General features: G+C 29.4%; 14 protein-coding genes. 4 read left to right on the forward strand and 10 right to left on the reverse strand.

What is annotated here, in order from left to right; all coding sequences use genetic code 11:
* The first annotated feature begins 59 nt into the window (after positions 1-59).
* Together bsdtw1_RS13050 and bsdtw1_RS13055 are read left to right on the forward strand one after the other, a co-directional pair.
* A complete protein-coding gene (locus bsdtw1_RS13050) occupies positions 60-623 on the forward strand; it encodes a hypothetical protein (protein ID WP_183277996.1) in 564 nt (187 codons plus the stop codon).
* 359 nt (positions 624-982) lie between these two features.
* Positions 983-1,651, forward strand: a complete 669-nt coding sequence (locus bsdtw1_RS13055) for a hypothetical protein (RefSeq protein ID WP_183277997.1) — start codon at positions 983-985, stop codon at positions 1,649-1,651.
* A 170-nt stretch (positions 1,652-1,821) separates the two neighbouring features.
* On the opposite strand, the gene bsdtw1_RS13060 is transcribed toward bsdtw1_RS13055, so the two are convergent.
* Complete coding sequence (locus tag bsdtw1_RS13060) at positions 1,822-3,180, reverse strand: DUF6179 domain-containing protein (protein ID WP_183277998.1); 1,359 nt, start codon at positions 3,178-3,180, stop codon at positions 1,822-1,824.
* On the reverse strand, positions 3,180-3,683 hold the full coding sequence (locus bsdtw1_RS13065; RefSeq protein ID WP_183277999.1) for a DUF6323 family protein: 504 nt from the start codon (positions 3,681-3,683) through the stop codon (positions 3,180-3,182). The genes bsdtw1_RS13060 and bsdtw1_RS13065 overlap by 1 nt, the downstream gene beginning before the upstream one ends.
* Positions 3,684-4,345: 662 nt before the next feature.
* On the opposite strand from bsdtw1_RS13065, the gene bsdtw1_RS13070 reads away from it, so the two are divergent.
* A complete protein-coding gene (locus tag bsdtw1_RS13070) occupies positions 4,346-4,726 on the forward strand; it encodes a nuclear transport factor 2 family protein (protein WP_183278000.1) in 381 nt (126 codons plus the stop codon).
* 275 nt (positions 4,727-5,001) lie between these two features.
* The gene (locus bsdtw1_RS13075) at positions 5,002-5,316 is read left to right on the forward strand and encodes a demethoxyubiquinone hydroxylase family protein (RefSeq protein WP_183278001.1); all 315 of its coding nucleotides are present in this window, start codon (positions 5,002-5,004) and stop codon (positions 5,314-5,316) included.
* A 223-nt stretch (positions 5,317-5,539) separates the two neighbouring features.
* On the opposite strand, the gene bsdtw1_RS13080 is transcribed toward bsdtw1_RS13075, so the two are convergent.
* From bsdtw1_RS13080 to bsdtw1_RS13115, 8 genes are all read right to left on the reverse strand, one after another.
* On the reverse strand, positions 5,540-6,928 hold the full coding sequence (locus tag bsdtw1_RS13080; RefSeq protein WP_183278002.1) for a DUF4179 domain-containing protein: 1,389 nt from the start codon (positions 6,926-6,928) through the stop codon (positions 5,540-5,542).
* 8 nt (positions 6,929-6,936) lie between these two features.
* Positions 6,937-7,470, reverse strand: a complete 534-nt coding sequence (locus bsdtw1_RS13085; RefSeq protein ID WP_183278003.1) for a sigma-70 family RNA polymerase sigma factor — start codon at positions 7,468-7,470, stop codon at positions 6,937-6,939.
* Between the two features lie 272 nt (positions 7,471-7,742).
* On the reverse strand, positions 7,743-8,549 hold the full coding sequence (locus bsdtw1_RS13090) for a Cof-type HAD-IIB family hydrolase (protein ID WP_183278004.1): 807 nt from the start codon (positions 8,547-8,549) through the stop codon (positions 7,743-7,745).
* 41 nt (positions 8,550-8,590) lie between these two features.
* Positions 8,591-9,343, reverse strand: coding sequence for a DeoR/GlpR family DNA-binding transcription regulator (locus tag bsdtw1_RS13095; protein WP_183278005.1), 753 nt, complete (start codon positions 9,341-9,343; stop codon positions 8,591-8,593).
* A 71-nt stretch (positions 9,344-9,414) separates the two neighbouring features.
* Complete coding sequence (locus bsdtw1_RS13100; RefSeq protein ID WP_183278006.1) at positions 9,415-10,032, reverse strand: DeoR/GlpR family DNA-binding transcription regulator; 618 nt, start codon at positions 10,030-10,032, stop codon at positions 9,415-9,417.
* Between the two features lie 822 nt (positions 10,033-10,854).
* Positions 10,855-11,463, reverse strand: coding sequence for a histidine phosphatase family protein (locus bsdtw1_RS13105; protein ID WP_183278007.1), 609 nt, complete (start codon positions 11,461-11,463; stop codon positions 10,855-10,857).
* Between the two features lie 553 nt (positions 11,464-12,016).
* Positions 12,017-12,796, reverse strand: coding sequence for a PD-(D/E)XK nuclease family protein (locus tag bsdtw1_RS13110; RefSeq protein WP_183278008.1), 780 nt, complete (start codon positions 12,794-12,796; stop codon positions 12,017-12,019).
* 309 nt (positions 12,797-13,105) lie between these two features.
* Positions 13,106-13,528 carry an SRPBCC family protein gene (locus bsdtw1_RS13115; RefSeq protein ID WP_183278009.1) on the reverse strand — a complete coding sequence of 141 codons (423 nt, stop codon included), beginning with the start codon at positions 13,526-13,528 and terminating at the stop codon, positions 13,106-13,108.
* Between the last annotated feature and the right edge of the window lie 158 nt (positions 13,529-13,686).

Genomic DNA, 13,686 nt, shown 5'->3' on the forward strand with positions numbered 1-13,686 from the left:
CATATCATTCCGTTCAAAACAATAAATAACTGAGAATTAACAAGAGGAGGATATTAAGTGTGGGGTATTTAGGTTTATCAAACTTGATTTTACTGTTAGCAACAGGATTTATCGTTTATTTTGCATGGAATTATTTTAAGAATGTAATCAGACAAAGAAAAGTTAGTGTTCCAACTCATGTCTTTTTGCTAGGCATAGTACCATTATTAAGTCTTTTTCTAATGTACATTGTAATTACTACTAGCTCTTTAGATTTTTTTGGATACATACTTTTGATATTATTTACTTCCTGTTTGTTTATAAGTGTATGGATCTTTATTGGCTTTAATGGTGAATATAAAAAGGTTGAAATGTCAATGAATATAGTATTTGGAGCAATCATGATAATATCTATGATGCTGATGGGGCTCACAGAAATTCTACCAAACGACATACTTGAGTTTTGTTTAAGACCATTAATTTCAATGGGAAGCCGTTATGATATATGGAGTAGACCACCATATCAATTAGCCCATTTTGTTACTTTTGTCTTTTCGTTTCCTTATATCGCTTCATTTATTTTTGGTAGAATTATCTTAAACTTTAGAAAATATAAAGGGTTAATGAACACTGCAATTCAATAGTTATTATTAAAACATTTGGCTATGTTTTAAAAAGCTGTTGATTGTAGATGAGAATGTTATGTAACTATAAAGATTACCTTTTTTATATCATTTATAATGTTTTTGCATTGTTAATCAGCTCTTATGTGGGATTGAACGGTTTTTGATTGTTCAAAACTAATTTTTTACCTATATTTGTATAGCATTATTTAAATTAAAAGGTATCTACTATTTTATATTAACAACATGCATGAAATCTTACTTGAGAAGTTTGTTGTGAAAGTTTTTAAATTAGAATAATTATATAAATTTATGGGGTTACTTACATTATAATGAAATAAAGAAAAATATAATTAAAGGCGTAGTAAGGTGAAGAGTTTATGAAATTAAAGTGGAAAGTATTACTTATATTAGGGATTGTTCTAGTGGCAAGCTTCATAGTATATCAAATTAAGAATAGGCATGATATCGAGCCATATACTGTACTTGAGGGTGGCCAAGGGATAGAAAATATAAGCGGACAAATTTATGTAAATGGACCCTTAGTTGAACCTGTATCTGTATTAGGTAAACAAATAGGAGAGACTGCTAATAAAGGTAGAATATATGAAATAAAGGGACAACCTAATCATGATTGGATTGTGTATTTAGATTCAGATGAGATGCCTCTCCGAGAAATAATGCGTAAAAAACAAGTTGAACCAGTTAGTATTGCTAATAAGGATTTTAGCAAGATTCGTATAATGGATATTAAAGGATTCAAGCAGGCTGTTGGTATTGCTTCTGCCTCAACTAGTAATAAAGATATTTTAAAAGAGTTAAAGGACAGCGTAAATGGAAAAAGTATAGATAAAAAAGTTGATTTAAAAAATTATAGTTCCTTTCAAGTATTATCAGATGAGTTTAAAGGGCTAGCCTTTTACCTAGGAGTAGAAATAGATAATGATGGCAAGATATATATTTCGGAAAGCGATGAAAAAGGTGAAAGAAAGTTTTTTGAAGTCGGTCCTAAATTGAGTAAATGGCTAAAGGACCATCCTCAAAAGTAAATTATAACCTTAAAAATAAACAATATCTTAAAACATAGCCAAACATTTAAATCCAATTGTCCTTAAAAAATTAATAAAAGGAACCCTCGGGTTCCTTTTATTTTTCTTATTACTTTTACGCTATTTTAAAACTAACAAAAGACCTGTTTTAGCTGCAATAGTTTCATCATCTATACTTCAATCCCCTCAGCCATCCTTAATAACTCTTCTTTCCTTAAAGCATTAATGCTATCTAAAAATTCCTTCAGTTTTCTTTGCCACTCTTTTTCACTTTCTGTTCCATACTCATTATCAAAGGCTTTGCTGGTTGAAGTAGCTTTAATTAATAGAGCTATCTCAAAATCCTCTAAAGCTTTGAATACTTCAATAAATTCAGCCTCAAATATGCAGTCAGCTCCTAGTACATCTACTAGATCTTTAAGACTATGAATTTCATCTGTTATAATTCCTATCTTCTCTTCCACTCTATGACAAGCTCTTATTTCCTCAGTTATCTGTCTAAATATGCTATTACTTAAGCTTTCGCCATCCTCATATTTAAGAAGATTTTCTTTTGATTTCTTTAAGGTAATAAATACTCTTTCTAGCTTATCAATTTTAATAGCATTTTCTATTTGAGGAATGATCTCAAGCACACTACTATTTATATATTCAATAAGAACTTCATCATCGATACAAAGGTTATTGCACAATTTTTCAGCAGCCATAAGCATTAACTTTTCCAGCGTTTCTTCAGGCAAATCTTTAATCATGCTGAAGATGTATACCCTATCCCCTTCAGTTATATCTAAAGAAGTTCCGACCTTTCCAGTAAGAGTGCACCCTATATAATTAGTTAAAACAAGCTGAAAAATATTGACTAGCATGTGTGAATATTCCTTGTTGAACCCTTTTAATAAAGCTTCAATTTCTTCTGTATCAAATAATGCGCAGAATTTATTTTCATGAATTACTTTATTTAAATATTCTTCTATATATTCAATTCCTACTAAATTACATACATCAATAGAAAGCGGATAATCTATAGAACCTGGAGTTTCATGGCTTGCAAATCTAATATCATAGTCTTTAAAAAACAAAGGAATTCCATACTCAATGGTATCTGTGTAAGCAAATGTTTCTACCTTAAGTCTGGTTTCATAAACTGTATTCAACAGCCACTTACACAGCTCAACCTTAGTTTTTAGTATCTTTTCTCCTTCTGTAAATAAGTGTTTAAGCTTTGTATTTTTAATCAGTTCTAGATTTTCATTTATTGACTGCTGCTCTTTTAAACACAATCCAAGAGTATAGCAAAGGGACAATATAATCTGCTCAGCCACTTCTTCTCTAACTGAGGAGCTTTCATTTCTTGTGTAATAACCAATGATTTCTGTAAGTAGTTCAAACATTTGAAGCTGGATAATTTCAAGTTCTCTTATACTTAGCAAATTATTTGAATGCGCTATCTGAAGTAGAGATTGGAAATAATGTTCTTTACTTATTAAGCTTTTTAAAGATTCTTCTTGGTTAATGATAAAGCTTTCCATTATTCTTCATATCCTTCCTCATCCATATAATCATCCATAAACTCTTCCATATCTTCTTTTAAATAGTCATTAGCTCCGTACTTTACGTTGTGAACCAATTGGTATAAGTACCTGTATCTAAGTAAATCCAAATCACCTTGACATTTTTCATTAAAACATTCTTTCATAAACTCAATGAGATCATCATCACTTATCTCCTCCAAAGTTTCGTTTTTAAAATAATAAAAGGCATCTACAAGATCAGTAATGGTTTCAACATAATTATGCTTATGAATAAAGGGTGAATCACAAAAGGCAGTGATAATTTTCTTTATTAAACCTCCTCCAAATTCCACTCTTCCATTGCTGCTTAATGCAGTATTTCTTGTTTCCAAGATAGCTTTTATATCATTTTCTGAAAGCTTTAATCCATATTCTAAAGTTTCCTCGTTAATCTGCTGAATTTCTGATAAGGTCTGATTAGTTAAAATAGAATTTCTCATAAACATTAGATTTTTTTCCACAAATTAACCCCCTAAACTTTTTAATTTTTTATTGACTTTTGTTTTTATATATGTTATGATGAGTATATATAGGTAATTTTAATATCATAATGTATAATTCTATCATTGTGCTTGTTGTAAGTCAATGGTATTTTTTTATGCCCTTTTTTCACTTATCTGTATGTAATAAATACTCTTGTTGAAATATCTTTTCAATTTTCTACTATAGCTAAACTACTTCATATTTAAATCTTTATTTTGAATTCAAGGACTAAAGTATTCTATCTTTTCAGTGGAGTAGATACCTATTCTACAGTATATTTTTATAAATCCTCCTGAAATATCGCATCTATTCTTTTTCTTAAATATCAATCCCCAATTAAGCTAAAGTAATATATCTCTACATCGTTACAAATATAAAATGCCTTATGCAAGTGTCTTCAATAAATATGATTTTCCTTTTATCTGTACACTTCTAAATATATAATTTAAGGTGATAGCGTAATTTATTATCATATATGATTTGGGATAAATCTGTATACATCTCATATAAATTACAGGATCTTGACCATAAAAACTGATACGAATCAATTCTATTAAACTCTGATACTAAAGATCCTAATACTGTTTGAAAAAAACATATTTGAAACTATAAAACTTTGTATATTATAAGGAGGTAGAAAATGGACTCACTTAAAAAATATATACTACAACTTGAAAATGATTTATTAAAGCCTGAGATAAGACAGTCCTCAGAAAAGATCAGTGAATTATTAGCAGATGATTTCATTGAATTTAGTAGTTCTGGATATGTGTATCATTATAAGAAAGGCGATAAAATAGATGATAGTACTACTGTACAAAATATAAGCTGGGAAATAAGAGATTTTTCAGCTACGGATTTAAGTGATGATTGCATATTAGCAACATATAAGGTAATAAAGCATAATGAAGTAAATGAAGATAAAAAATATTCACTTCGTAGCTCCATATGGAAATGCTATGGCGGAAAGTGGAAGATGTTTTTTCATCAGGGAACCTTAACTAATAAAGATTATATATAATACTTCTAACATGAATTAAAGGAAGCCATTTTTATATGTACTTTTTAATTATATCTTCGAAACAATAATGCTGTTAAATCACCGTGTTGAAATTAAGTGGCTAGTAATCTGATTTAAAGTAACCGAAATTAATTAATCTTCAAAGATCTTTTTGAGTTTATAGTTGTAATTGTCTAATCAATGAATACAAATCTCCACTTTGTAAAAGCTAATTATATGCTTTCGAGCAAATTAAATTGAAATTGCAAATATAATATTGAAAAGGATGTGTTTTTATGGCATTACTCGGAAACCCTTTTGTAGCAAATGTCCCAAGAAAAATGAATGCTGAAGAATTAGTTCAAGCCCTTAGAGTTGATATCGCAGGAGAACTTGAAGCCATTATTGGTTACGAGGCACACGCAATGGCTACAGATGATGAGAGAGCAAAAAAAGTTTTATATCATATTGCAGATGAGGAAAGAAGACATGTTGGAGAATTGCAAGAGCTTTTATACATACTAAGTCCAAAAGAAGCTGAAAATACTGAAAAAGGTAGACAAAAAATTCAAGACCAACAAGCAAGTAATTTTCAATCTCCGCTAGAATAATTTATAATACATATTTATGATCTTCATAAAATAACCCAAGACTCTGATGTACTTCCTCTATAGTAGATAGTTTCATTATTTTATCTTTCTACCTAATAAGGATAGCTCATTGTCTTGGGCTTATTTTTCACACAACTTTTATTCAAATATATTTACTTTTAATACTAAAAATGAAGCATTTCGATCCGAAATCTATCTTCAAAACTACCCTGGAATAAATGTTTTATTTCACATCAACAGTAAACTTTAGATCCTCTCTTACATCATACAGCTTTTCTAAATCTGTTGCTGATATTGTATACTTCTTATCTTTATGCAATGGTTCTATTTCAGCTACGAATTTGTTGTGACCTTGATCCTTTACAACATCTTTTTGTAATCCATACCTATTACCATTCTCATCTTTTATTACAAGTCCGTAAGGATCTAATGAAGGCAGCAGATTTGTACATCCATAATAAATTAAAGTCTTATCTTGAAGTAATTCAACCTTATTTATCTTGTATTCTCCATACTTTCCTTCAGATACAACAGTAGTTCCATTTAAATTTAGCAGTGTTGACTTACTATCAAGCTCATAAACTCCATCTGCATCTTTTGTTGCTTTATCCTTATAGCCCCTATTTTCTTTCATCGGAATGAATGTAATTGACTTTGTGTCATCATATATATTTTTAAAATTATATTGCCAGTACATCTTATTAGTATCAGCAGATCCAAAAGCTTCTGCACCTTTCTCTAATAAACTTCTTCCTTTATCGTCAAAAATAATATATCTAGCTGAGTCATCTACCGTCCCATTATCTGATTCAGTTCTTAAAACAGTATTCATAGGAGTAAAAATAACTTCATTTATTTTCAAATTCGGTACAAGTTTTGATAAGTCTATAGAAGTTTTCATGGATTTTACTTTTCCTTTTATTTGATCTAAGGATACCTTAAATTTAAACTCCCACTGTCCTTTTGAACCATCAGAAAATCCCTTTATATTTAAATCCATTGTAAAGTTATCCGGGATAACCACATCACCACCAAGAATATACTTTCTTTGTTCCTTTGGTAAATAATCATTTGATACATTAAAACTATCTACTCCAACATAAGTATTTTTATTTATAAGCTTTCCTGTACCACCTGAACTAAAACTTGTGACCTTTCCATTGATTTTGAATTCTTTATCTAACATATGTGGTGAATTTTTAATTTCTTTTTCGCTTTCAACAGTGTAAGCAATACTTAGGTCTATTCCATCATAAGCTATACTATTTATTGTTACGGTTGTACCATTTGAAGTTTTTGATAAGTTTAAATCTGAGCTGTACTTAACATATTCTTTATCAATGATATTTTTATCACTTAAAAACTGAAATACTGAGTTTACCACTGGAATATTACGTGCATATGCAGGAAATGCAGCACTTAATCCTGTAAAAGCAACTAGTGTAACTGCTGCAGCTACTGCAGTTCTTTTAGCTAATCTTCTATTTTTCTTTCGCTTAGGTAAATCCTCAATTGTCTGTTTTATTTTAAGATTTAAATCTTCTGGTAACTTCAAAGCTTCACCGTTAGCTTTTTCTTTTAATATATCATCAATTAATAAATCATTATTCATATTAATTCCTACCTTTCCTTAAGCATTTCATAAAGTTTAGTTCTTGCCCTAGAAAGCCTAGATTTAACTGTCCCCTCAGGAATACCTAATAGCTTGGATATATCTTTTTGCGCAATATCTTCAAAATAAAATAAAATCGTTACTACTTTTAGATCCTCTTCAAGTAAATTAACTGCATTAGTAAGCTCCATATTACTGTAGTCATCTGCAATAGCTATATCTGCGCTTACTTCCTCAATAGGAACTACCTTTTTTCTTTTTCTTAGTACAGTATTACATTCATTTATCAAGATTTTTATAAGCCAAGTTTTGAAAAACTGATCTTTTTTTAAATAAACTATCCCTTCATAGGCTTTAATTATGGTATTCTGAATTACATCTTCTATATCCTGTTTTTCCTTAAGCATGCTCAGTGCTATTCTATATAAAGTAACTTTATTATTTTCAATTATTCTGCTAAAGGCTTCTTTATCACCTTTTTTAGCAAGCTTTACATCTAGTTCTGAACTATTGGTATTGTTAATTGTCGAGATAAATTCCAAGTCATCTCCTCCTTACTGCGTACTAAAAGTCTTAGCTAAGAACTCTTACATACATTAGATAAACTGACTACAGGAAAGGTTCACGGAAATTTTTTTATTTCATTCTATACCTAAATTCTACAAAACAAATTCAATTCCTCCGAAACAAAAATGCCAAAGTAAAAAGTGCCTAGCGGATTTGCTCCAACTAGACACCATAACTTTATCAAGCATATATAAAACTGATTACTTCCTCAAATTAATAATTTTTGCTCTATTCATCAAGAATATTTTTAATTAATGATATACTTTTCTAACGCTTCCCCTACTCCATCTTCATCATTTGTTAAAGTCACATCATTTGCATGTTTCTTTACATCCTCCGGAGCATTTCCCATAGCTACTCCTACCCCTGCATACTGTAGCATGTCTATATCATTATAATTATCACCCATAGCTATTATCTCTGCTTTGTTTATATCTAATTCCTTTTGCAGACAATTAATTGCAGATGTTTTCGATGCCTTAATGGGCATAACTTCTAAGTATGTTGGCTTAGATGGATATACGTTCAGCTCCGCTGCTTTGATATTTTCTTTTAATATATTTATTTCATCGGCACTAGCCATACATAAAATCTTATTAGGGCCTGTCCCTTCTTCTTTCCAAATCTTGATTAGCTCTTTAAAGTCTATAATTTTCGGAGTAATATTTGTTATTTCACTTTCCTGTTTAGCCCAATAATCCATCTCTTCTATATACCATTCATCATCTTTATATAAGCTAATGTGAATATTATGTTCTCTAACTAATTTATATATTTTCTCAAGTTCTAAGGCATTTATAAATTCTTGATAAATCACTCTACCTTCTTTGTCTAAAACCAAAGCTCCACTGTAGCAAATAATTGGTTCTTCTATTTCAAGTTCTTTTTGTAAAAACTTTATTCCCTTCGGCATTCTAGCAGAAACTAATATTACAGGTATATTCTTTTCATTTGCCACTATATTGATCGCAGCTTTAACTTTTTCAGTAATTTTGTGATTAGAATTTAATAAGGTTCCATCAATATCTAAACATACCATTTTAAAATTATTCATAACCCAATCCCCCTAAAATTTTTTACAAATATACTCCTTTTCTAAACAATAATCAGTTGAATATCATAATCCTCAATAATCTTTGTGAAAGCAGAAGGTGGCATTTTGTCTGTGATTATAATATCTATCTCATCCCAATTTACCCCTTTATAATAACTTAATAGCTTAAATTTCTCGTATTCAGCAAGAACAATTACAGTATCAGCTTTCTTCACTGCAGCTTGCTTAATAAAAGCATCCTCTTCATCCACATAATATATTCCATCTTGGGTTATTGATGCTGCGCCTAAGAATGCCGTATCAAACCTTAATCCATCAATGTAATTTATCCAGTCAGCTTTATAAAAAAATCTATTTTTATTATTAAGACGTCCTCCAATAGAATTAACTAAGATATCCTTCTTTTCAGAAAGTATTTCAATATTATCTAGTGAATGGGTAAGTACCCAAATAGGTTTACTTATTTCTTTTGATAAAAAATTTATTATCGTAGAAACATCGAAAAAATAATGCTTACCTTCTTCAATAAAATCTAAGGCTCTTTTTGCAATATTTCTCTTCTCTTCTGAATAAGCTTCAATTCTCTCTCTATACTCTTTAATTGTGTTTTTTAAAATTGGTAAACTTATTCCTCCATGAGTACGAATTGCTGTTCCATTATCTATAAGCTTTAGAATATCACGACGTGCAGTATCTCTTGATACATTAAACATTTCACAAATATCATGAATAGACATTGTATTATGCTCATTTAAATATTCCAATATTTTTAAAAGTCTTTCTTCTTGATACATTATTAAACCACCTTTTTTTAGTTTATATAAATATACAGCTTCTAATTCAACTATTAACTTATATCCTTTCTCTACATAATAATTAAGCTATTAGGATTAATCGCGATATTTTTTGTTCTTATAATATCTACAAAGGAAGCTACTGACATTGGATCAACAATAATTACATCAATTCTGTCTAAATCTATCCCTTTATAGTACGTATCCGTTTCATATTTCTGGTGCTCAGCAAGTAAAATTACCTTTTTAGACCTTTTTATAACTTCTTGTTTTATAAAAACATCTTCTTCATCCTCATAATAAATTCCATCTTCTCTTATAGCACCAGCACCTATAATTGCTGCATCAAATTCTATTCCTTTAAAATATTCTTCATAATCTGTTCTATAAAAGAAACGATTCTTATTATTAAACTCTCCAGCTATTAATTTTACTAATACTTCTTGTTTTTCAGAAAGTATATTAAAGTTATCTAAGGAATGAGTAAAAACAGTAGTTTTCTTATTTAACTTTTTTGCAAGAAGTTGAACATTAGTTGAAACATCAAAAAAATATGTTCCATTGTTATGGATAAAAATCATAGCCTTTTCAACTATTTTTTCTTTTTCATCAGTATTTAGATTTAATCTTTCTTTATATGAATGTATATTATTTTCATTTGAATTTTTACAGCTATCTTCTTTAACCATATGATCACCTCTATCTTAATAATAAGTAATTATAAGCAATAAGTCAATATTATTAAGTACTTATAAGTGTTTTGTTTTTACACATGACAAACAGCTATGCAAATTAAGTTATTAGATTTTTAATTTATGATGCTTTCAACTATAAATAAAAAGCACTCATGTTATGTATTAAATAAATGTTGGTGGGATATCACGCTTTTAGCAAAAACCATATTCAAGTTAAATTTTATTCGCTCTTTAACTTATGATGTTTTCCACTATAATAAAAAAACACTTATTTTATGTATCAAATAAATGTTGGTGGAATATCACACTTTTAATCAAAACAATTTTCAAATTAACTTTTTTGTTCTTTAATTTATGATCCTCTCTACTATACATAAAAAAACACTAATCTTATGTATCAAATAAATGTTGGTAGGTCGTCAGACCTTTAATCAAAACCACATTCAAGTTAATTTTTTTCGTTCTTTAACTTATGATGTTTTCCACTATAAATAAAAAAACACTTATTTTATGTATTAAATAAATGTTGGTAATGTATTGAATTTTTCATAGACAAGCTATGTATATCTATTATGTATAAAATAGACTTTATACATAATAGATTATTTATAAAGATCATTATTTTTACGAAGGGGCTGGTAGCTTGAATATAGAAAACGCCATCGATTTAATAATATTAATAACTTTTTATTGAAATATATAGGTTTAACCGACTTAAAAACTTTATATTTTTCTATACAGTAAAAAACAACCTTATTTTAGTTTCTTTAAAAACATTAAAATAAGGTTGTTTTAAATCTTCAACTTAATATTTAACTATTCTAAATACGACATATCACTCAATCGTCTGATAATATGTTTCCCATCTTGGTTCTCATTCATAAAGGAAACTCCACCAGCCATACCAAATAAATCACATTTATTTAACATTTCAATATCCAATCCAAGCCACATGGCATTAAATACACTTAATGTATCTCCATGTGAAACTATGATTATATTTTCATGATTATCTGTTAATATGCTTTTATAAAAATCTAATAACCTGTTCCATACGTCTCTTCGTGATTCTGCATCATGTAACATCCTATCATCTACTGTTTTCTCCTTGCACTGAATATTTCCCCTTAGCCATTGTACTGACTTTCCTACTGCAGCCCCTAAATTTCTTTCTCTTAATGCTTCAGTAAAAATTGGAGTAATACCCAAGTGCTCTGAAACTATTTTTGCAGTATTTTTTGCACGTAATAAATCTGATGAATACATTACATATTCTTTTCCTTGTAATTCTCCTATCAACTTTCTACCTATTCTATCTGCTTGTTTTTTCCCTAAGTCAGATAAGTCCCAATCTGTCCACGACCCAACCATCCCATTTGTATGATGAATTGATTGTGTATGCTGAATTGTAATGATATTTTTCATATAATATTCCTCAATTCTAAGTAAACTACCAACAATTTTTTAATACTTAATTTTGTATAAACATTATTTTTACATCTATTAATGCTAAATAATTAACCATTTGGAATCCTAATATTTGAATAAAGACTCTGTTCTTATTAAGACCTTTCGCCATGCATGTCCACATACATATTGATGTATCACCAACATTTATTTAATACATAGTCACAGTGTTTTATTTCACTTTAAGCAATTAACCAAGAGGCCTATATTTTACATCATTATCTAACCCAAATTAGGTAATCAGTTAATTCCTTTATGCGGTAATGCTTGTTCACTTAATCATTGATGCTCCACCAACATTTATTTAATACATAGTCACAGTGTTTTATTTCGCTTTAAGCAATTAACCAAGGGCCAATATTTCACATCATTATCTAACCCAAATTAAGTAATCAGTTAATTCCTTTATGCGGTAATGCTTGTCCTCTTAATCATTGATGCTCTACCAACATTTATTTAATACATACTTTCAGTGTTTCAAATTACTATATCTAACCACTCAAGTTCTAGCCTACTTCATAAAAGCATCCTTCCATTCATCTTGCTCTACCAAATCTTCGGACTCAGCTACTTCTAAGATTTCTTCATCTAATTTCACCTTATTTATGTACTGACTATAAGAATTGCAGGAATGTCTAGCATCACAGTGTCTACAAACTGCCGTTCCAAATGGAGCTTTTTGCCCTTTTTTAACTTCCTTCAATTTTGATAGAGATGGCGCTTTAAATTCTCCCTCTTCAATTTTATCTACAGTTTCACCAAAGCATCTTATCTGTTTTTCAACCTCATTGTTGTCAATTTCAAGTTCAACAATAGGATTCCAATCATCAATTATATCTACTGCTATTTCGTCGCCAATGCCGGTTGCTTGTCTAAGCTCTGAAGATGGTGCAGTTGCTATTACTGCCATATTATTTATTTCAGTACCCTTAAGGTTTTTCCACATATAAGCGTACATATTCAACTGTCCTCTATATAAATCTTTATCATTTCGGACTTCTTCTACATTATGAGTTTTTATATCATACATCGTTATCTTATCTTCTTTTTCAACTATATCTACAATACCTTCTATTGTATATTTTTTGCCCTTTGGAGTTACTTGCTCTGGCAGTATTAGCTTAACTTCCGCTTCTGTCATATTCTTAGCTACTTTTCCTAGTTTCTCATAATATAATTTTACTTGCTGCCATGCAAATTCTTTCATATTTAAAGTTATGGAACGTCCAGTTTCGTATTTTAATTCTTCGTAATTATCTTCAAATATCTCTCTCAATTTCTTTATATCCATACTATACCCCTCATCCCATTTTTCATGTGCTTAAGATATAATTACGTACTCTTTACGCAATGCTTCTGATAAAGTAGTTAAAGGATTCCTATATCGAAACTTAATTTATACTTGTTCGATAATCCCGACTTCTGGGGATTATCGGACACGTATAAATTAATAGTTGAGTTAGGAATCCTATATAAGTTCCCAATTTCAAATATTAAGTTATGCATACCACTATTTTGCATTGCTGCTTATTATAGATAAACTACTTCGATCATTAGACTCCTAGGATAAATTCTAATATGAAGTAGTTTATGTATATCCTTAAACTTGAGATTCAGTATATCTCTTAAAATTATCTAAAATTGACTGCCATCCACTTTTCTGCATCTCAACGGAATTAGTGTCCTCTGCTTCAAATGTTTCATTTATCTCTGTGTTATCACCATGATCCATAAAAGTTATTTGAACTTTTCTTTCATCTCCTAAGGTGTAAGCTAGCACTTCATGCAATCTAACTTCATCGTAAACACCCCCAAAATCAAAACCAAAACTTCCATCTTTAGCTTCCATTCTTGAAAGAAATTTACCTCCAACTTTTAAATCATTTTCAGCAAAAGTAGTATGCCAATCTTCTGAAGCACTATTCCATTTCTTTATATGTTCTGGCTCTGTCCAACATTTCCATACCTTTTCTACAGATGCATTTACTGTTGTCATTATATTTATTGTTTTATTGTTTTTCATATCTTAATTCCTCCTTAAATGCAATTCTCTATTTTAATCTTATTGCTATTTTTCTATTTCTCGCATTAAATATCTTTTATTCAAACAATGCTGAATTACCATATTATTCTCTTTATTTAATGTATTGATACTATACCTCAGTCTCTCATTGCCTTAGC

The sequence above is a fragment of the Clostridium fungisolvens genome, from assembly GCF_014193895.1.
Taxonomy (GTDB): domain Bacteria; phylum Bacillota; class Clostridia; order Clostridiales; family Clostridiaceae; genus Clostridium_AR; species Clostridium_AR fungisolvens.